The 21829-nt window shown below is 60.2% G+C and carries 12 protein-coding genes; 2 read left to right on the forward strand and 10 right to left on the reverse strand.

The genetic code is table 11. The features are described from left to right. Positions 1-100: 100 nt before the first annotated feature. Positions 101-3442: an exodeoxyribonuclease V subunit beta gene (locus A7976_RS05910; protein WP_067108540.1), complete on the forward strand. Its 3342-nt coding sequence runs from the start codon at positions 101-103 to the stop codon at positions 3440-3442. Here the strand turns inward: A7976_RS05910 and A7976_RS05915 are convergent. The 9 genes from A7976_RS05915 to acs all read right to left on the reverse strand — a co-directional run bounded on the left by A7976_RS05915 (position 3439) and on the right by acs (position 18725). After that, on the reverse strand, positions 3439-4113 hold the full coding sequence (locus A7976_RS05915; protein ID WP_067108542.1) for a helix-turn-helix transcriptional regulator: 675 nt from the start codon (positions 4111-4113) through the stop codon (positions 3439-3441). The genes A7976_RS05910 and A7976_RS05915 overlap by 4 nt on opposite strands. Before the next feature lie 11 nt (positions 4114-4124). Beyond that, on the reverse strand, positions 4125-5357 hold the full coding sequence (locus A7976_RS05920) for a methyl-accepting chemotaxis protein (protein WP_067108545.1): 1233 nt from the start codon (positions 5355-5357) through the stop codon (positions 4125-4127). Between the two features lie 44 nt (positions 5358-5401). Beyond that, on the reverse strand, positions 5402-6028 hold the full coding sequence (locus A7976_RS05925) for a DedA family protein (RefSeq protein ID WP_067108548.1): 627 nt from the start codon (positions 6026-6028) through the stop codon (positions 5402-5404). A 67-nt stretch (positions 6029-6095) separates the two neighbouring features. Further along, complete coding sequence (gene mfd, locus A7976_RS05930) at positions 6096-9485, reverse strand: transcription-repair coupling factor (protein WP_067108551.1); 3390 nt, start codon at positions 9483-9485, stop codon at positions 6096-6098. A 92-nt stretch (positions 9486-9577) separates the two neighbouring features. Beyond that, positions 9578-9904, reverse strand: a complete 327-nt coding sequence (locus tag A7976_RS05935; protein WP_067108554.1) for a DUF2934 domain-containing protein — start codon at positions 9902-9904, stop codon at positions 9578-9580. 218 nt (positions 9905-10122) lie between these two features. Further along, positions 10123-11598, reverse strand: coding sequence for a metalloprotease TldD (tldD, locus tag A7976_RS05940; RefSeq protein ID WP_067108557.1), 1476 nt, complete (start codon positions 11596-11598; stop codon positions 10123-10125). Between the two features lie 263 nt (positions 11599-11861). After that, complete coding sequence (locus A7976_RS05945) at positions 11862-12740, reverse strand: carbon-nitrogen hydrolase family protein (RefSeq protein WP_067109142.1); 879 nt, start codon at positions 12738-12740, stop codon at positions 11862-11864. An 88-nt stretch (positions 12741-12828) separates the two neighbouring features. Continuing rightward, positions 12829-16674: a YhdP family protein gene (locus tag A7976_RS05950; RefSeq protein WP_067108560.1), complete on the reverse strand. Its 3846-nt coding sequence runs from the start codon at positions 16672-16674 to the stop codon at positions 12829-12831. 86 nt (positions 16675-16760) lie between these two features. Then, positions 16761-18725, reverse strand: a complete 1965-nt coding sequence (acs, locus tag A7976_RS05955; RefSeq protein ID WP_067108564.1) for an acetate--CoA ligase — start codon at positions 18723-18725, stop codon at positions 16761-16763. A gap of 68 nt (positions 18726-18793) precedes the next feature. On the opposite strand from acs, the gene glnE reads away from it, so the two are divergent. Next, positions 18794-21517 carry a bifunctional [glutamate--ammonia ligase]-adenylyl-L-tyrosine phosphorylase/[glutamate--ammonia-ligase] adenylyltransferase gene (gene glnE, locus A7976_RS05960; protein WP_067109145.1) on the forward strand — a complete coding sequence of 908 codons (2724 nt, stop codon included), beginning with the start codon at positions 18794-18796 and terminating at the stop codon, positions 21515-21517. A 66-nt stretch (positions 21518-21583) separates the two neighbouring features. On the opposite strand, the gene A7976_RS05965 is transcribed toward glnE, so the two are convergent. Beyond that, a complete protein-coding gene (locus A7976_RS05965; protein ID WP_067108567.1) occupies positions 21584-21805 on the reverse strand; it encodes a hypothetical protein in 222 nt (73 codons plus the stop codon). Between the last annotated feature and the right edge of the window lie 24 nt (positions 21806-21829).

Raw genomic sequence — 21829 nt, forward strand, 5'->3', positions numbered from 1 at the left:
GTTATTTGATGGTTTTAGTGATGGATCAGGTTGTTAGAAAGAGACAAAACATGGCAGCATCCAATATTTGCCGCACACTCCAGGGCCGCGCTTTATCGACATGAACGAACCCGATCTGCTATTACAGGATGCCGCCAATCGCGAACGCGCTTTGGAGTTGACATCTTTCATCGTCGAAGCCCCTGCCGGCGCGGGCAAGACCGAATTGCTGACACAGCGCTATCTCAAGCTGCTCACCATCGTGCGCGAGCCAGAAGAGATCGTCGCGATCACCTTTACCAACAAGGCCGCCGCCGAAATGCGCGGCCGCGTGCTGCAAAGCCTGCAGGATGCAGAGGACGGCATTCCGGTGGACAAGGCGCACAAACTGACAACCCGCAAGCTTGCTATCGCCGCGCTGGCGCGTTCGCGCGAGCTGGGCTGGGATCTGCTGGCGCAACCCGGCCGCCTGCGCATCAACACCATCGATTCCCTGTGCAGCCTGCTGGCACGCCAGATGCCGCTGATGAGCCGGTTCGGCGCGCAGCCCGGCGTCAGCGACGATGCGAGTGTGCATTACCGCGAAGCCGCCCGGCGCGCGATTGCGATGCTGGAAGACGAAGCAGGCGATGGGCCGGTAACCGAGGCCTTGCGCTATCTGGACAACGACGCCGGCCGCCTCGCCGGTTTGCTGGCCGATATGCTTTCCAAGCGCGACCAATGGCTGCAGCACGCCGGCCGTTCTTCGGCGCAGGAAGAAGCAATGGATGGCCTCTACCATCTGGTACAGCACGATATCGCCCGCGCCGCGCAGGTGCTCGACGAACGCCTGCAGCGCCATCTCATGCCGGCTGCACGCTACGCAGCATCCAACCTGCCGTGCGACCACTCCGTGGCGTTGTTGCTGGATTGGGAAACGCCGGTCCGGCCGATTCCCGAGTCGCTTTCCTTATGGCGTGCACTATGCGATTTGCTGCTGACCGCGCAAGGCGAACCACGCAAGGAGCGCGGCATCAACGTCAAGAATGGTTTCCCTGCAACGGACGCAGGCCGAGCGCAAAAACAAGCTTTGCTGGACGTGATTGCGGCGATTGCCGACCCGCAGCCGCTGGCGCGCATACGCAGCCTGCCCGACCCGCGCAATCACGACGAGGAATGGCATGTCGTCGGCAGCCTGGCGCGGCTATTGCAATTGGCCGCCGCACATTTGATGGGCGTCTTCCAGGAGGCCGGCGAGGTGGATTTCGTCGAAATTTCCAGTCGCGCATTGGAAGCGCTGGAAGACGAAACCGGCCCGACCGAACTTGCCATGCGTCTCGATTACCGCATCCAGCACCTGCTGGTGGACGAGTTCCAGGACACCAGCCCGGCACAGGTCGAGCTGCTGCGTCGGCTGACGCAAGGCTGGGAGCCGCAAGACGGCCGGACGATTTTTTGCGTCGGCGATCCGATGCAATCGATTTATCGTTTCCGAAAAGCGGATGTCGGCCTTTTTTTGCATGTGGCCGATAGCGGTATCGGTCACCTCACATTGGAGCGCCTGCACCTGACGCGCAACAACCGCTCCTGCCCGGCGGTGGTCAATTGGGTAAACCAGGCGTTCGATAAAGTTTTTCCGCTGCACGATAGCGTGACGCGCGGTGCGATCAGCTATCGCCGCTTCGCCGCCACGCGCGACCCCATGCCGGGCGAGGGGGTGCTGGTGCATCCGCTGGTTGCGGAAAACGGTGCCGGCTCGGGCGGGCTGGCCGAGATTGAAGCGCAATACGTCGCCAATCTCATCGAGCAGGAACGCAGCATCTACCCCGGCGGTACCATCGCGGTGCTGGTGCGCGCGCGCAACCATCTTGAGGCACTGGTCGCCGAGATTCGCCGCAATCGTCCCGCGCTGAAATTCCAGGCAGTGGAAATCGAATCCCTGGGAGGGCGGCAGGCGGTGCAGGATGTCATGGCATTGACACGGGCGATGGTGCATCGGGCCGACCGCGTGCATTGGCTGGCCGTGTTGCGTGCCCCCTGGTGCGGCTTGATGCTGCAGGATATGCATAGCCTGGCGGCAGACGACCAGTACTCGACAGTCTGGCGATTGATGCAGGACGAAGCGCGCGTGGCCCGGCTGAGCGAGGACGGCCAGCAGCGTTTGCTGCATGTGCGTGCCGTATTGCAGGAAGCTTTTGCCCATCAGGGGCGGCAGACCTTGCGGCGCTGGGTCGAGTCGGCATGGCTACGGCTCGGCGGACCGGAGTGCTTGTGGGATACGGGCGATGTGCGCGACGTGCAGGCGTATTTTTCATTGATCGAGCAACTGGACGCCAGCGGCAGCTTCGACCCGGACCGACTGGAGGCCGCGTTGGCGGAGCTCTACGCAGCGCCCGATGTGGAGGCGGACGGCAGCCTGCAATTCATGACGCTGCATAAATCCAAGGGGCTGGAATTCGATACCGTGATTTTGCCCGGCCTGCATCGCCAGCCCAAAAACAACGACGCTTCATTGCTGTTGTGGGAAGAAGTGCAGATCGACGGCGGCGTGCCGCAACTGGTGGCCGCGCCGTGGGTGCCGCGCCATCTGCGCGACGGTCTGCCGTCACCTTATGATTTCCTGTGCGGCCTGGAGGGCGAGCGCACGGCCAACGAAGCGGCGCGGGTGCTGTATGTCGGCGCAACACGAGCGATACGCCGCTTGCATCTGGTGGGAGCGGCCTGCCTGGATGCCAGAGATGGAGTCAAACCGCCGTCGGGCAGTTTTCTCGAAATGGTCTGGGGCGCGGTCGGCGGCGAATTCATGCGTGCGGCCGAAACGCCCGTACAAACGCTTGCGAAGCGCAATAACGAAGATTTTATTCCGCAGCTAGTGCGATTGCCGCATCCGCGCATGCCCGAATTGCTGTCCGTGGCCGACGCCGGCGTTGCAACGATTGCCCTGGAGGAATCCGCAGCCGTGGCCGAAGAGAGCAGCCTTGAAGCGCGCTGCGGTACGCTCAGCCATCTTTACATGGAAATGATCGCGCGCGACGGCCCCGAGCTTTGGACGGCAAACCGTTTGCATGCGTTGCGGCCTGCGATGCAATCCTGGCTGGAGCGCTTCGGCCACGGCGTCGCAGAAGCCGAAGAGGGCGCTGCGCAGGTCGCTGCGATTGTCATCACGGCATTGGCAAGCGAGCATGGCCGCTGGGTACTGCAAAAACGCGACCTGGCGGATGTCGAACTCGTGCTCTCCACTTCCGATGACAAGCGTGTCGCGACGCACATCGTCGACCGTACTTTCATCGAGAACAACGAGCGCTGGGTGATCGATTACAAATCCGTGCAATTGCAGGGCGCTATCGATAGCGCTGGCCTGTCACAACACGCGGAGCGGTATCGCGCCCAGTTGGAACGCTATGCCGGACTATTCGAAGGCGAGGGCTTGCCCGTGCGCAAGGCGGTATTTTTCCTGGCACACGGCAAGCTGGTGGAACTCTAGCGTTTACGCTGCATTTGCAGCACGATGCCGACGAGTTCGTGCTGCTTGTGCGTGCCGGTCTTGTTGAACGCGTGTTTCAGGTGCTGGCGCAGGGTTTGCATGCTGACGCCCATGCGGTCGGCAATTTCCGCCATGCTGTAGCCGTCGGTGAGCAGCATGGTGCACTGGCATTCGCGCGGCGTGAGTTGAAAACGGGCCTGCAAACGGTCGTACCAGGCCATGTGGTTGGCGTTCGTGTCATGGATGATGACCATCGCCTGTTGCGTATCGAGCAGCGCATTGACGCGCAACTTGTACGGCAGCTTGCCCGAGGGACGGTGGATGTTGAGTTCCATCTTCATGGGCGCTTCGTTGCGTTCCAGCAGGGCATCAAGCGCTGAAGAAAGATTGAGATGATCTTCTTCGAGATTGGCGCAGAAGGCTTGGTTGACAACGGTCAGGCCGTCGTTTTCCTGCAGGATTCTCATTGCATGCGGCGATACGTAAAGAATCCTTGCATTCTGGCCGAGCAGGGCGAGCGCCTGGCCCAGGCTGTCCAGCGCATGTTCCAGGCTGCGTATGCGTTCAAGCGGATCGAACAGGGACGTAATCGTATCCGGCAAGGATCTGTCGGAAGGCATTGCGTGGCTTTGGGCAGCCGCAGGAATCGCAAACGGGAAATCGTCTTTCATCGCTTTTGTTCTTATACCTGGAAGCGCCTGACGGACTCTTTCAAACTTCGCGCCAGGTCTTCCAACTGTGTTGCCGCACCCGCGGTTTGTGTGATCGAGGCGGTATTTTCTTCTGCCATCACTGCGATTTGCTCGATGTTACGTGCAATCTCGCCGCTGGCGAGATTCTGCTCGCGCACCGAAACGGTAATGTTGTCGACGCCGGTATTGGCCTGCGATGCTGCGGCACGTGTTTTCGCGAGTGCTTCCGCCGCGTTCTGCGTCAATTCGCGGCTGGATTCCAGGAACTGCCGCCCGCGATCCAGGGTGCTGCTTACCTTGGTTGACTGTTCCTCGATGGAGCGGGTCACGCTGTCGATTTGGTTGGCGGATTGCGCGGATTTCTCGGCCAGCTTGCGTACCTCGTCGGCGACGACTGCGAATCCGCGCCCGGCTTCGCCGGCCCGAGCCGCCTCGATGGCGGCATTCAGCGCCAACAGATTGGTTTGCTCGGCGATATCCTTCACCTGCTGCGTCATCGAGGTAATGATGGTGGTATTGCTGACGAATGCTGTTACTGACTGTGCAATTTCCTGCATCGCGGTCACGGCTTTTTCCATTTCCTGCAACAGCAACACCAGCTTTTCATTGCCGATTTCCGTTTCGTGAAGGCTGGATTGCGACAGGCTGCGTACGTGTTCGGCGTTTTCCGCGACGGAACTGATGCTGGCGGTGACCTGCTCGATGGCGCTGGCGGTGCTGGTGGCAGCTGAAGTCTGGGCTTGCGACCCTTGCACGATGTGACGGGATGAATCGGCCAGGGTGGATGCCGACTGCATGACGTGATCCGTGGATTTCTGTACGTTCAGGATAATCGCGCCCAGGTCGTTGCGGATTTTCTCCGCGCTGGCGGCAACCTTGCCGATCTCATCCTGCGTCGTGCGGGTGACCGGCCGTGAAAAATCGCCCTGAGCGAGGCGGTCGAGATCGTGCGCCAGCTGGTGGGCCGGAGACACGATGTTTTTCTGGACTAGTGCGATGAACGTGAAGAACGCTATGACGATGGCCAGGCCCATCAGGCCGAGACTGGTAAACACATCTTGCTTCAATTCCGCTGCTGCGGCTTCAGGCAGATTGGCTCCTGCTTCCCATAGCTGCCACAGGCCGAAGAGCGCCGCTGACAGCAGGAGGATTGTTCCCGCGCCGGTGATCAGCATGAGTTTATTGCGAATACTTCCGGTAATCAGGTTGCCAAGCCACTGCATGAATCAATCCCCCTTGGAATTACGCCGCGGTTTTTCTTGTCGGTTCAATGATGATGACGTTTCAATGCCTTCAGATGCCGCCGTATGTACCATATCATGAAGACCGCCGCGGCGAACACGATTACGTAATGAAACTGATGGAAATATACTTTCAGCGCTTCCCAGTTTTCGCCCATCTTCATGCCGGCATACGCCAGCAGCCAACACCACAACAACGATCCCGCAAAAGTATAGAGGATGAAACGCCCCATGTGCATGCGTGCGATGCCGGCGGGAAAAGCAATGAACGTGCGTACTGCGGGCAGCATGCGGCCGATGAAAATGATAATTTCGCCGTGCTTCTCGAACCACCGGTCGGCGATGTGCAGGTCATGGTGTGAAATCAGCACCCATTTCCCGTATTTCTCAACGAGTGGCCGGCCGCCGAACATGCCGAGGTAATACGCCGGAATGGAGCCAAGCACGCAGCCTGTGGCTCCAGCCAGGGCCACACCCCATAGCGTCATCTCGCCCTTGAAAACCAGATAGCCGGAAAACGGCATGATGATTTCAGAAGGCAATGGGATGCAGGCCGATTCGATGGCCATCAGCAGCACAACGCCGCCGTAGCCCAGCGTGGAAATGACGCCGATGATCCAGACGGCGAGGAGGGTGATGAGTTTTTCTATCATGATCGAATTCTAACCGCCGCAGCCTTTGCGGGAAAAATAACATTGATTTGGGTGGGCCATTGCATTCTTATTGCAGATTATCGATCAGGTCACGTATGTAATCGGCACGTTCTGCGATATCTTCCTTGCCTACCGCGACGCGTAATTTGTCGGGGCCGTTCATGCGCGCATGGCGATTGGTTTGCAGGACTTTGATCAGCTTGGTCGGGTCGAGGTCCGCATGCGGGTCGAACTGCAGCTGAACGATGTCCGCACTGGCGTCGATTTTCACAATGCCAAGCGGCTTGGCCAGGATGCGCAGCTTGTGGCACTCCAGCAGCGCTTCGGCCTGCGGCGGCGGCATACCGAAGCGGTCGATCAGTTCTTCCTGCATCAGTTGCAACTGATCGGCCTCAATGCAGTTGGCAAGGCGCTTGTATATCACCAGGCGCTCGTGCACGTCCGGGCAGTACGCGTCAGGCAGCAGCGCGGGGGTGTGCAGGTTGATCTCGGTGGTGACGCCCAGCGGCGCATCGAGATTGGGCTCCTTGCCGGCCTGCAGTTGCTTCACTGCATGCGCCAGCATTTCGCTGTACAGATTGAAGCCGATCTCCTGCATTTCGCCGGATTGCGAGTCGCCCAGCAGTTCGCCGGCGCCGCGGATTTCCAGATCGTGCATCGCCAGGTGGAAACCGGCGCCGAGATCTTCCAGCAGCTGGATCGCATCCAGCCGCTTTTCGGCTTGTGGCGTGATTTTGACATCCGGCTCGGTCAGCAGGTAAGCGTAGGCCTGGTGGTGCGAGCGTCCGACACGGCCGCGCAGTTGGTGTAATTGCGCCAGGCCGAAACGGTCGGCGCGGTTCATGATGATGGTGTTGGCGGTCGGCACGTCGATGCCGGTTTCGATGATGGTGGTGCACAGCAGCAGGTTGAAGCGCTGCTGGTAGAAGTCGCGCATCACGTGTTCCAGCTCACGCTCGCGCAACTGGCCGTGGGCAATGCTGATGCGCGCTTCGGGCAGCATCTTTTCCAGCTTGTCGCGCATCGCGTAGATGGATTCGACCTCGTTATGCAGAAAATATACCTGCCCGCCGCGCTTCAATTCGCGCATTACGGCCTCGCGGATCACGCCTTCCGACCAGGAGGAAACAAAGGTCTTGATCGACAGCCGCTTTTGAGGCGGCGTGGAGATCATCGAAAACTCGCGCAGCCCTTCCATCGCCATCGACAGCGTGCGCGGAATCGGTGTCGCGGTGAGCGTGAGCACGTCGACCTCGGAGCGCATGGCTTTCAACTGCTCCTTCTGGCGTACGCCGAAGCGATGTTCTTCGTCGATGATGGTGAGGCCCAGGTTCTTGAACTTGACGTCTTTCTGGATCAGGCGGTGCGTGCCGATGATGATATCGATGTGCCCGGCTTCCAGGCCAGCCAGCGCTTCCTTCTGCTCCTTGGCGGTGCGGAAGCGCGAAATCTCTGCGATCTTGATCGGCCATTCGGCGAAGCGATCGGTGAAGTTGTTGTAATGCTGTTCGGCCAGCAGGGTAGTGGGCACCAGCACCGCCACCTGCTTGCCGCCCATGACTGCGACAAAAGCGGCGCGCAAGGCGACTTCGGTCTTGCCGAAGCCCACATCGCCGCACACCAGGCGATCCATCGGACGGCCGGACTGCATATCGGTGATGACGGCTTCGATTGCGGACAGTTGATCCGGCGTCTCTTCGAACGGAAAGCCTTCCGCGAACGCTTCGTAATCGTGCAGGCTGAGCTTGAACGCGTGGCCTTTGCGCGCAGCACGCATCGCGTAGAGGTTCAGCAGCTCGGCGGCGGTATCGCGGATCTGCTTGAGCGCGCGTTTGCGCGCCTTGTCCCACTGGCCGCTGCCCAGCTTGTGCAAGGGCGCAGATTCGGGGGGACCACCCGAGTAGCGCGAAATCAGGAAGAGTTGCGAAACAGGCACATAGAGCTTGTCGGCTCCCGCATATTCCAGCAGCAGGAATTCGGTTTCGCCTTCGCCCAGATCCAGATTCACCAGCCCGCGATAGCGCCCGACGCCGTGCTGTTCGTGCACCACCGGATCGTTTTCGCGCAGCTCCGACAAATCCTTGAGCATGCCCTCGGCGCTACGGGCACGGTCTTTTTCGCGCCGGCGCTCCTGGCGTACCTGAGTGGGGTAGAGCTCGACTTCCGTAATGAGTGCGGTGTGGTCGGTGACAAAACCGCCATGCAAGGGCGCGACGCCCAGCATCATGCGCTCGCCCGATGCCAGGAATTGCTCCCAGTTGTCGCAGGTCTTCAGGCGCAAGCCATGTTCGGCGAGCAGTTGCGCCATGGTTTCGCGGCGGCCGAGGCTTTCTGCGGCGATCAGCACACGGCCGTCATACGCTTGCAAAAAAGCGGTCAGTTTGTGCAGCGGATGTTCCGCACGGCGCTCGACGTTGAGGTCGGGCAGCGCGCTCGGTGCATTGGCGATGACTTGCAGCCGCCCGAAGCGTTGTGCGGCAACGAAGAAATCCGCGGTATCGATCAGCAGCGTCTTGGGCGGCAGGATGGGGCGTTCGCGGTCGTGATCCAGCAGCCGGTGACGGCTTTGTGTTTCCTTCCAGAATGTCTGCGCTGCGGCATCGAGGTCGCCGTGCATGCAGAGCGTGGCGTTTTTCGGCAGATAGTCGAAGATTGTGGCGGTTTCTTCAAAGAATAGCGGCAGATACCACTCGATCCCGCCTGGCGCGATGCCGCCGCTGACATCCTTGTAAATGCGGCATTTGGAAGGATCGCCTTCGAAGATCTCGCGGAATGTCTTGCGGAAATGCGTGATGCCTTTGTCGTCCAGCGGGAACTCGCGTGCCGGCAACAGGCGGATTTCATTGACCGGGTAGACGCTGCGCTGGCTGTCGACGTCGAAAGTGCGGATGGTTTCGATTTCATCGTCGAACAGATCGATGCGATAGGGCAGGGCGCTGCCCATCGGGTAGAGGTCGATCAAGCCGCCGCGTACGCTGAATTCGCCGGGCGACATCACCTGATTGACGTGATGATAGCCGGCAGCGGCACATTGCGCGCGCAGGGCGTCGGTATCGAGCTTCTGCCCTTTTTTGAGCATGAAGGTGTGCGCGGCAAGAAAAGCCAGCGGCGGCAGGCGCACCAATGCGGTGCCTGCAGGCACGATCATGACATCGCAGGCGTTCTGCGAAATCTGGTATAGCGTCGCCAGCCGTTCCGAAACGAGGTCGGGGTGAGGCGAAAAATGATCGTAGGGCAGGGTTTCCCAATCCGGCAGCAGATGCATGGCAAGGCCGGGTTCGAACCAGCGCATTTCTTCCAGCAGGCGTTGCGCATCGAAGGCCGAGGCGGTAATGATCACCAGGGGCGATTTCAGTTCGCGCGCGAGACGGGCCAAGGCAAGCGCGTCGGCTCCTTGATAAAGGCCGGAAATGCGTTCCGATTTGCCGGGGGCGGGTATGGGGAGTGATGACTGCATAAGACGGCCTATTATAGCGGTCGGCGCGGGCGCAGCCAAAAGAAACCCGCTGGCTGCGCGCGGCGCCAGCGGTTATTGCATGATATATCGCGTTACTTCTTGGGTAGCATGCTGCTGATCTGCATCTCGGCAGCTGTCCAGTATCCCAGCGGGCTACCGGCGAAATTGTCGCGCTCGGCCAGGTAATAGGCTGCAACCTGAATCATGTTGTAGCGTTCTTCGTTGCCCGGATTCCATGCGGCCTGAGTCGTTTTCCTGGATGCCGGAGCCTTCTTGGCGGCCGCAGGCTTTGCAGTGGCTTTGGCCGGAGCGGCAGCCTTCGCGGGAGCGGCTGCTTTCTTGGCGGGGGCGGCTTTCACCGCAGCGGTTTTTTTTGGTGCTGCCTTTTGGGCGGCGGTCTTGGGCTTGGCTTCGGCCATGGTACGCTTCCTTTCTGGGGTTGCTGGGATGGTTGGGTTAAATCATAAGGATTTTCCTAACCAAATCAAGCAATTTTAGAGCCTGTTTTGACAGACTTCGTCCCTCGGGCTGGATTTGAGCGTGGATGGATGCAAAATGCGAGTTATACGGATGGGGTGGCAAGCGGCACAACCCGCCTGCATCTCTAGCTTTGCGGCGCGAAGGATGAAACCGGCTTCTAGCCCGTTCCGCCTACCGTCAGACCGTCGATGCGCAGGGTGGGCTGGCCTACTCCCACCGGGACACTCTGGCCTTCCTTGCCGCAGGTGCCGACGCCAGTGTCGAGTTGCATATCATTGCCTATCATCGAGACGCGCGTCAGTACATCCGGGCCGTTGCCGATCAGGGTCGCACCCTTGACCGGATAGGTCAGCTTGCCGTCTTCGATCATCCATGCTTCCGCCGCCGAGAACACGAACTTGCCGCTGGTGATGTCCACCTGTCCGCCGCCGAAATTGACCGCATACAGGCCTTTTTTCACCGAGCCGATAATTTCTTCGGGTGTTTTGTCGCCATTCAGCATGACGGTATTGGTCATGCGCGGCATCGGGATGTGCGCATAGGATTCGCGCCGGGCATTGCCGGTCAGGCCCATGCCCATCAGGCGCGCATTCAGCGAATCCTGCAAGTAGCCTTTCAGGATACCGTTCTCGATCAGAACCGTGCGTTGGGTTGGCGCACCTTCATCATCGATGTTGAGCGAGCCGCGACGGTTGGTGATGGTGCCGTCGTCGACCACCGTCACGCCGGACGATGCCACTTGCTGGCCGATGCGGCCGGAGAAAGCCGAGCTGCCTTTACGGTTGAAGTCGCCTTCCAGGCCGTGGCCGATGGCTTCATGCAACAGAATGCCGGGCCAGCCAGAACCGAGGACGACGGTCATCGAACCGGCCGGAGCAGGGCGTGCTTCCAGATTCGTGAGCGCCTGGTGTACTGCCCTGCGGGCATAATCCTGAAGCACTTCGTCAGTGAAATAGGCATAATCGAAACGCCCGCCGCCGCCGGCACCGCCTTGTTCGCGCTTGCCGTCCTGCTCGGCGATCACCTGGATCGAAACCCGCACCAAAGGCCGGATATCTGCCGCCATCATGCCGTCATGGCGCGCGATCATCACGACCTCGTACTCGCCGGCCAGCGACGCCATGACCTGGATGACGCGCGGGTCGAGCTTGCGAGCGTAATCCTCCAGCCGTTCCAGCAGCTTCACTTTTTGCGCGTCGCTCAAACTGGCGATGGGGTCGTGCGGCACGTAAAGCTGCGGCGCGCTGGCGCGTCCGATAGCCTTGGCACGGTGTTCGTTGCCCTGCGCGGCGATGGCGCGCGTGGCTTCGGCTGCTTGCTGCAGCGCCGGAAGGCTGATGTCGTCGGAGTAAGCGAATGCGGTTTTTTCGCCCGAAACCGCGCGCACGCCAACGCCCTGGTCGATGCTGAAACTGCCGGATTTGACCTGGCCTTCTTCGAGCCCCCAGCTTTCCGAGCGGCTGTACTGGAAATACAGGTCGGCGTAGTCCACCTTGTGCGTCATGATGCTGCCCAGCACGCCTTGCAGGGAATTCATGTCAAGCGCATAGGGCGCAAGCAAGGTCGAATTCGCTGTCGCAAACAGGGTGCCCGGTTCAGGACTGGAGGCGGAGGGGATTTCTTCAGGTTTCATGGTCAAGCAATCCTATCGGATGTTCATCGTATAGAGCGCCATCATACCAGCCTGAAAGAGGCCGGACGCTACGTAAAATCTGGAAAACGAAGTGCAGTTTTAATTAACTGGCTGGATACCTGCATGTATGAGAGGACAGTTTCGGCAGGGAAATGTTCGGAATGGATACCTTGTGCTGCCGTTGGCAGGCTTGGATTAGCTAGGCAAAGGCTTGAAACTCGGGGCAGGAAAGCCCACTGTCCAGTGGGACTTTCCTTGCGGGGTCAGCACTCGTGTAGGGTGCGGTGTTTCAGTGCCGGCAGGCTCTTGCGCAGGCTGGCCTGGTAGGCCGGGTTGAATCCGGCGATGACCACGCCGGAACCGCGCGGCAAGCGATCCAGCACCACGCCCCAGGGGTCGACAATCATGCTGTTGCCATGCGTCTCGCGACCGGAGATATGGTAACCGCCCTGTGCCGGGGCCAGCACGTAGCACAGGTTTTCGATGGCGCGGGCGCGGATCAGGGTTTCCCAGTGCGCCTTGCCGGTGGTGTCGGTAAATGCGGCCGGCACGACGATCAGGTCCACTTCGCCCATGGCGCGGTAGAGCTCCGGGAAGCGCAGGTCATAGCAGATGGAAAGGCCGATCTTGCCCAGCGGCGTGTCGAGTACGACGACCTTGTCGCCAGGCTCAATGGTGGTCTCTTCGTGATAATGCTCACTGCCGAGATTGAGGCCGAACAGGTGGATCTTGTCGTAGCGCGCGGCTTGCTTGCCCGTCGGGTCGAACACCAGGCAGGCGTTGCGCACCTTGTCCGGAGTGCTGGCTTCCATGGGTACGGAGCCGCCGATCAGCCAGATTTGATGCTTCTTCGCCATGCGCGACAGGAAACGCTGAATCGGGCCGCTGCCTTCCTTTTCGCGAGCCGCAACCTTGTCGGTATCCTTCAGGCCCATGATGGCGAAATACTCCGGCAGGGTAACTAGCTTGGCGCCTTGCGATACGGCAATTTCGATCAGGCGTTCCGCTTCGCTCAGATTGGCGGAGACATTGGGCCCGGAAGCCATCTGGATGCCGGCAATCTTGACGATGCCGGGAGCGGTAGCAGCTTTGTTGGTGGCCTTGGCGGGTTTTGCTGTTTTTGTGCGGGACTTGATGGGCATAGCGATTTCCGTGGTGCTGTTTTTATTCAAGCCTACCATAATCGCGATGCGGTTTCAGCAGTAAACTTTTGGCGCCTGTTTTTGAGAGCTATGGCCCCAGCGGCGTGGGTGCCGCAGGCGTGCTGCTTTTTGTTTTTACTTCCTGTGGGTCGTCCCAGGTGCCGGTAATGTCGTACTCGTAGGCGATCAGTTTGTTGAACGGGTCGTTCAGCAATTTCTGCGCGACGATGGCGGCAACACCTACCGCCGGACCGCCGGCAAAGGCCGCAACGGAAAGGCTGTCGCTGATCGATGGGGTGACCTTGATGTGCAGTTTCTGCGTTTCGCGCGCCAGATCGGTTTCGCCCTTGATCGCGACTTGGGCGGCCGGGCCTTCCATCATGAAGTCGTCGCTGCGCATGATGCCGTTGTCTATGCTGGCATTGACGCCGATTTTGTCGAACGAGAAACCGGCGCTGAAAATGTCGCGGAAGTCGAAAGTCAGCCGGCGCGGCAGGCTTTGCAGGCTGAGCACGCCCAGCAGGCGGCCAACGCCGGGACGAATCTTGAGAAACTGACCGTTTCTTGCTTCCAGATTGAGCTTGCCGCCCAGGCCCGCCACATTGAATTCGTGAGGGCTGCCCGGCCAGCGTAGATTGCCGGTCAGATCGGCGCTGCCGCCCTTGATGGTGTCGGGGTAGCCGTAGCGATCCATCGTCTTGCCGAGATCTTCGATATTCCAGGTCAGGTTGAGCCGCGTATTGGGGCGTCGCTTCCAGCTGTGCCACACACCGTTCACAGAGAGCGTGCTGTCCGGGTTGCTGATGATCAGCTTGTCGATATTCCAGTCGATATTCTGCTGGCTGGCAGCCAGTTCCAGGCGGCCCAGTTTTTTCTGCTTGATTTCGAAGTTTTCCGCGATCACGTCCAGCGCGGGATATTGCATCTCCTTCTGCTGCTCGGGCTCGTCCGGAACGCTGAGCTTGGCCGGGGCGGGATTCGGCGAAATCAGGGACTTGAGCCGAGCGACGATCTTGCCGTTGCCGCCCTTGATCCACAGCGCTTCCCCTGTAATTTCCTGACTCTGAATATTGGTGCGCCAGCCGTTGGAAACGGGTTTTGCATCCAGGTTCAGCGTATTGATGCGGCGGCCGAAAATATCCAGCGAGCCTATCGCCATGTTGACGGAACTGATTTCCGCGCCGGGGTTGGTGGGCAGGTTATCCGAGACCGGTGTGGACGAAGTCCCCGCCAGCGCGCTTTGCCATTGATCCGCGTCCACATGCTGGAGGTTGCCGCGAACGCTGATGCCGCGCTGCTCCGGCAGATTCGCCGTGCCGCCGAAGCTGACCTCGCCGCGATCCAGCACCATCGTTCCGTTCTGATCGGCGCGCAGGAAGCGGGCGCTCATTGTTTTGCCGAGGTTGATGGCGATGGTGTCCTGGGTTTCGTTTTCCCTTTTCTTTTCAATCAGCAGCGGCAGGCTGTCGGAGTCGCCTTTGGCGAAAGGAGCGGGCAGGCTGGAGGCTAGCCCGACGAGCGACGATTTGATGACAATATCCGCCTGCTGTTTTCGGGCATTGATTTCCGCGGTCCAGTCGGTGCTGCCCTGCAATTTATCCGCGAGCGGCGACGCGACTGCCTGACGAATGCCATTGCTATCGATGTTTCCTTGAGCCGTGACGCGCAGCAGGCCCTCCTTGCCGCTTTCGATATTGATTTGTGCCGGCCCGCCGAATACGCGCGCAACGACGTTTTGGGCACGCAATGTGGATTCGGTGAAGTCCAGGCGCCCGTTGATGCCTTCCAGCGTCGGCATTTCGCCGTTGCCGCCCAGCATGCCGTTGGCGATCGCATAACTGCCCTTGACGCGCGTGCCTACGCCTTCGGTCGACAGAGGGATACGCAAGCCTATCGCCAGTTTGCCGTTGCCGCTGGCCTGCATGCCTTCGGTGAAGCGGTCGATGGCATCGAGCAGCGGGCTGTTGTTGAGATAGCGTACCAGCTCGGCTGGCGGGCTCTGCAACTCTCCGGTCACTTCAAGCACTGGGTGTTCCGTATCCAGTACCGGGATGACCGCTTTCGCGCGGGTGATCTGGTTGCCGAAAAGGTGGCCTTCCCTGGCATTCAGTTCCATGCGGTTGCCGCGGAAGAGCATGGCCAGCTTCACGCCTTCAAGTTGCGGCCAGCCGTCGGCGTAATGCAATAAGCCATCGGAAATATTCGCGCTGATTTCGAACAGGCCTTTCTTGTTGTCATCCCACGGGAACTCGTCCAGGTTGCCCTTGACCGTGACGGAAACGTTTTCACCGCGACCGCCGAGAATGGATGTATCGAGCCAGTTCAATGTGTCATGGCCGAGTGTCATGGGATAGTAGAACTGGGCAAAGCGTCCGTCGGCACGATTGAATTTGCCTTTCAGGTCGAGGAACCCCCTGCCTTTTCCGCTGTACTGGTAATCCGCTTCGACGGTGCCGCTGAGATGCGGGCTGCTGACGGCCAGGTTGGAGACCTTGACGTCCAGCTTGCCGTTTTTGCGAGTCCAGTTTGCCCGGCCGCTCAATGTGTCCATCGGGATCGGCCAGCGCAGGATGTCCTTGACCTCGATTTGCGCGTCGTTCGCGGCAAATGTCAGCGTTCCGCCTTTTTCGCTGGCTTTCACCGAGCCATTCAGTCCGCTGAAACCGGGAATGCCTTGATACGGCCGCATGCTCAATTGACTGAACTGGCTGCGGAGGCCATAGGTTTCAATGTTGGAAGCGGCGCCGCCCCAGTCGAGTTCGAAATCTTTCAGCAAGCCGGAAGGTGCGGCCTCCGTCAAGGCTTTGCGAATTTCCTCGCCGAGGGATACATGGTCTGCAAACGCCGACAATTGTTCCAGGCTGATTTCGTCCAGGCGGATGCTGCCTTCCGTCAGTTCCTTGCCGTTGTCCAGGCGATTGCGGACGCGGACGTTGCCGTTCTGCATTTCCAGGCCTTCGGAGACCAGCTTGATATGCTCGGCGCGCATTTCCTGCCCATCCGCCATGCGTGCCCACGAGAGACGCCCGGTGAGCGACTTCAGCGCAGTTTCGGGAGATTTCGGTCCCAGCGGCGTGACGACATTTGCCAGCACGACGTCGGCGACGACCTTGTCTGCGCGGCCCTTGGCAAAATCCAGCCAGACCTGCGTCGCGCCGAAACCTTGTCTGATGCCGACGGGGAAATCCACCCAGGTTCGCCAGGCGGCAACGTCCGTGCCTTCCAGGCGGGCGTAGACGGTGCCGCGCCACTCGTCAGGCTGGCCGACATCGCGTCCGAGCACGTTGCCGCGAATGTCGATGGGCTGCGAAGCGCCCGCGGACGGCTTGGCGCGCAAACCGAAACGATGACGGCCGTAAAAGCTTTCCCATGTCGGGTTCTGGATTTGCAGCGTGAGGTCTTGCAGCGCCAGCGGCGGTGTCTTGCGCATGTCGTCCTCCCACACGACGTACGCATTCAGCACGTCGATGCGGGATTGCCGCAATAGCCAGTTGGGGAACTGCGGCCGGCTCGGCCCGCCCATCGGCATGCCGGCGACATATATCGTGCCGTCGGCTTCGCGGCGGACTGTGAGCTTGGGCTGATGTATCGTCAGGGTGGCAAGGCGCGGCTCGATTAGCGGCAGGCTTAACCAGGACAGGCTGGTTTCGATGTGGTCCAGCGACAATGCCGCACGGCTCTGCGCATCATGGACCACGATCTGGCGCAGGTCGAGGTGTGGCTGCATGCCGTCCCAGCTTGCCTGTATGCTGCCTATCGTGACTTTCTGCCCTACGGCGCGACTGATTTCCTGCGCGATATTGTCCTTGTAATGATGGACATTGGGCAGGACAAACCAGCGCAAGCCGAGTACGACTGCCGCGACCACAATAATGACTGCCCACAGCAGGTAGGTGGAAATGCTGTAGAGCCAGACCAGCGATTTTTTTATCATGCTTTGATGCCGGAATTTATTGGGGTTGTCATGTCCGGTCAGACAGGTCCGGATTTGCGGGGTTCATGCCGCTCCTGAATCCTGGCTCACGATATTGCCTGTTTCAATTGCTCAAGAATCGCCGGGTTATCCAGCGTGGAAGTATCCGACGTGATTTCCTCACCCTTGGCAAGAGAGCGAAGCAGACGGCGCATGATCTTGCCGGAACGGGTCTTGGGCAGATTCTCGCCGAAGCGGATTTCATCAGGTTTGGCAATCGGGCCGATTTCCTTGCCGACCCAGTCGCGCAATTGGGCGACGATCTTCTTCGCCTCTTCGCCTTCCGGTCGCGCGCCTTTCAGAACGACATAAGCCACGATGGACTCACCCTTGATTTCGTGCGGCTTGCCGACTACGGCGGCCTCGGCGACCAGCGGATTGGCGACCAGGGCGGATTCGATTTCCATGGTGCCCAGACGATGGCCGGAAACGTTCAGCACGTCATCGATGCGGCCCATGATCCAGAAATAGCCGTCGTTGTCCTTGTGCGCGGAGTCGCCGGCGAGATAATAGCCGGGCAGGGTATCGGGATAGTAGCCACGCTGGAAGCGCTCGGGATCGCCCCAGATCGTGCGTATCATCGACGGCCACGGTTTTTTCACTACCAGCAGGCCGCCCTCGGTGCCCTCCACCGGCGAGCCGTCCTCGTGCACGATGTCGGCCATGATGCCGGGCAACGGCAGGGTGCAGGAGCCGGGTTTGGTCGCGACGGCGCCCGGCAGCGGCGCGATCATGTGCGCACCGGTTTCGGTTTGCCACCAGGTATCGGCGATGGGGCAGCGGCTCTGGCCGACGGTTTCGTAATACCACATCCAGGCTTCGGGGTTGATCGGCTCGCCCACCGTGCCAAGCAGGCGCAGCGAGGAAAGATCGTATTTTTTCGGTAGATCGGCGCCCAGCTTGATCAGCGAGCGGATCGCGGTGGGTGCGGTGTAGAACACGCTGACCTTGTGCTTTTCGATCATATGCCAGAAACGTCCGGCGTCGGGCCACGTCGGCACACCTTCAAACACCACCTCGGTCGCGCCGAGCGCCAACGGACCGTAAGTCACATAACTGTGGCCGGTGATCCAGCCCACGTCGGCGGTGCACCAGAAAACGTCGCTGTCCTTGTAATCGAATACCCACTTGATGCTCATGATCGCGCCCAGCAGGTAACCGGCGGTGGAGTGCTGCACGCCCTTGGGTTTGCCGGTCGAGCCGGAGGTGTAAAGGATGAACAGCGGATGCTCGGCATCGACCCATTCCGGTTCGCACGCGTCGCTTTGCCCGGCTTCGGCGTCGTGCCACCAGATATCGCGACTGGCATTCCAGGCAACTTCGCCGCCGGTGCGCTGATAGACGATGACTTTTTCCACGCCTTCGCAGCCTGCCTGCGCCAGCGCGTCATCCACGGCCGGCTTCAGCGGCATCGCCTTGCCGCCGCGGAACTGGCCATCGGCGGTGACGACGAGTTTTGCACCCATGTCGGTGATGCGCTCATGCAGGCTTTTCGCCGAAAAGCCGCCGAATACGACGGAGTGGATCGCGCCGATGCGGGCGCAGGCCTGCATGGCCACGACCGCCTGTACGCTCATCGGCAGATAAATGATCACGCGGTCGCCGAGGCCGACGCCTTGTGCCTTGAGTGTGTTGGCAAAACGGCAGACGCGTTGGTGGAGTTCCTTGTAGGTCACTTTGGTGACCGTGCCGTCGTCGGCTTCGAATATGATCGCGGTCTTGTCGCCGCGCGCGGCGAGATGGCGATCCAGACAGTTGTAGGAGGCGTTCAGCTTGCCGTCGTGAAACCAGCGATAGAAGGGCGCGTTCGATTCATCCAGCGTTTGCGTGAACGGCTTTTGCCAGGTGATTTCCTCGCGGGCGAGATTCGCCCAGAAACCGGTGTAATCCTGCTCGGCCTGCGCGCACAAAGCCTTGTAGGCTTCCATGCCCGAGACGGCGGCATTTTTAACGAATGCTTCGCTCGGGGGAAAAACGCGGTTTTCGGTGAGCACGGATTCTATCGACGACATGGGGCTTACTCCCAGAAGCTATAATGTTTGAAGAATTGGCAATCATAACATTCCAGGCAAAAAATCCGATGACCTCACTCGATCTGATACTCGATGACACTGCCGCCGTGCCGCTGGAGGGCAGCTTGTTGCGTCACGCGCTTTCATGCAGTCCATACATGCGCCGCTTGCTGGAATCGGATGCATCCCTGCTTCCGCCCCTGCTCGCGCATTTGCATCGCCCGTGGGATGCGGCGGAGATGCGCGCTTTTCTGGCGGAGAGTTCCGTTGCGGATGATGCCGCCCTGAAGCAGGCGTTGCGCAAGCTGCGGCAGCGCGTGATGCTGCGGGTGATTGCGCGCGATCTCAATCGCCTGGGCGAACTGGATGAGGTGATGTGCACGATGACGGATCTGGCCGAAGTGACGGTCGGGTTTGCGCTGGAGCATTTGGAACGCTGGCAGCAGGCCATTTACGGCGTGCCGGTGGATCACGACGGCGTGCCGCAACAATTGATCGTGGTCGGCATGGGCAAGCTCGGCGGCCGCGAACTCAATGTGTCCTCCGATATCGACCTGATTTTCGCCTTCGAGGAAGACGGCGAGACTACCGGGCCCAAGCAGGTCGGCAATCACGAATACTTTTCCATCCTCGGCAAGAAGCTGATCGCCGCCATCGGCGAATCGACGGCCGACGGTTTTGTCTTTCGCGTCGATATGCGGCTGCGGCCCTATGGCGATTCCGGCCCCCTGGTGTGCAGCTTTGCGATGCTGGAGCAGTATTACCAGTCGCAGGGCCGCGAATGGGAGCGCTACGCCTGGATCAAGGGGCGCGTGATCGCCGGGCCGGAAAAGGCCTTGCAGGATTTGCTGCGGCCTTTCGTGTTCCGCAAATACCTCGATTACAGCGCCTTCGCTTCGATGCGCGACCTCAAGGCGCAGATTCAGCGCGAAGTCGCGCGCCGCGACATGCGGGACAACATCAAGCTGGGGCCGGGCGGCATCCGCGAGATCGAATTCATCGCGCAGGTATTCCAGTTGGTGCGCGGCGGCCGCGATGGCGAGTTGCAGATCCGGCCTACGCTGGCCGTGCTGGCGCGTGTCGCACAAAAGGGATTGCTGCCGCAGGAAACCGTCCACCAGCTGAGCGAGGCTTACGTATTCCTGCGCAACCTCGAACATCGCCTGCAATATCTTCAGGATGCGCAGACGCAAATGCTGCCGTCCGACGACGAAAACCGCCTGCGCATTGCCCGCGGCATGGGCCATGCCGACTGGGAAGCCTTCCTTTCCGTGCTGCAACCGCATCGCGATGCAGTCGAGCACCACTTTTCGCAGGTGTTCAGCATGCAGCAGCCCGCCGCGCCGATGGCCAACCCATTGGCGGATGTCTGGCTGGGCACGCTGCCGGACGAGGAAATCGACCGGCGCCTGGCCGAGCACGGCTATGGAAACGCCGACGAATGCCGCAATCACCTGCAATCGGTCAAGCGCAGCGCGCGTTATCAGCATTTGCCGACGGCAAGCCGCGAGCGCTTCGATGCGCTGCTGCCCGCCGTGCTGAAGCTGGCGGGGGAATTCGACAACGCTGACGACACATTGAAACGCATGCTGCACCTGCTGGAGAGCATCTGCCGCCGGGCGAGCTACCTGGCGCTGCTGGCGGAATATCCGCAAGCCCTGCAACTGGTGACCAAACTTGCCAGCGCCAGTCCGTGGCTCGCGGGATATCTGGCGCAGCATCCGATATTGCTTGATGAATTGCTGGATACCCGCACGCTGTATGCCGCGCCCGATTTTGCAGTGCTGGCTGCCGAACTGGATCGGCGCCTCGCCGAAGTCGAGGGCGACATCGAGCGGCAGATGGATGTAATGCGGCATTTCAAGCATGCGCATATTTTTCGCTTTGCCGCGCAGGATCTCGCCGGCGACCTGCCGCTGGAAACGCTCTCCGATTACCTGAGCGCGCTGGCCGATCTGATTCTGGCAGCTGTTCTGAAAACGGTATGGCCGCACGTGCGCGGAAAGCACCGCGACACGCCCGCGTTTGCCATCGTCGGCTATGGCAAATTGGGCGGCAAGGAGCTGGGCTACGCTTCCGATCTCGACATCATCTTTCTCTATGACGACCCTGCGCCCGAGGCGGGCGAGGTGTATGCGCGCTTCGGCCAGCGCATTGCCAATTGGCTCAACAGCCTGACCTCGGCGGGGCTGTTATACGAAACCGATCTGCGCTTGCGGCCGGATGGCGCCAGCGGCTTGCTGGTCAGCTCTGTTGAAGCCTTTGAGGGGTACCAGAAATCCAAGGCGTGGACGTGGGAACATCAGGCGCTAACCCGTGCGCGCTTCTGCGCCGGCGACGCGCAAATCGGCCAGGTATTTCATCGCATTCGTGTCGATATCCTCAGTCAGCAGCGCGATCTCGCCAGCCTGCGCGAGGAGGTCATCGCGATGCGTGAGAAAATGCGTGACGGGCACCCGAATAAAACCGATCTTTTCGATATCAAGCACGGCTCGGGCGGTATCGTCGATGTCGAATTCATCGTGCAATATCTGGTGCTTGCGCATGCGCAAGCGCATGCCGAGCTGACCGAAAATCGGGGGAATATCGCCCTGCTGGGCTATGCCGCGCGCCTGGGGCTGATCCCCGAGCCGCTTGCGGAACAAGTCGCCGACGCTTATCGCGAATTCCGGCGCTGCCAGCATGCCTTCCGCCTGCAAGGCGAATCCCAGGCGCAAATCATGCCGGAAAGTGTAGCCGCAGAAGCGGCGGCGGTGCGGGAGTTATGGGAGAGGGTGTTCGGAAAGAAGTGATGTCCGTTTCCGGAGTTTGGCCGTAGCGCAGTCGTCCTCGCCAGCGCTACGGATGGACGGTAAATCTCAGCTTTTACGGTTGCCGAACAGCAGCAGACCCGCGCCAATGACGATGCCGGCGACGCTGGCCCAGAGCGGAATGCTGACTTTTTCTTCATCCTTGACGGAAAACTCCAGCGATCCGAGTTTTGCAACATGCTCTTCTTCGGTATAGCTGAAGCCGCCATATACCAGGCCCAGCGTGCCTGCGACGATCAATGCGATAGCTACGATCTTGAGGAAATTCATGGATTACCTTTCTTGGTGTTGGAG

Source organism: Methylobacillus sp. MM3 (assembly GCF_001645185.1).
Classification (GTDB): Bacteria; Pseudomonadota; Gammaproteobacteria; order Burkholderiales; family Methylophilaceae; genus MM2.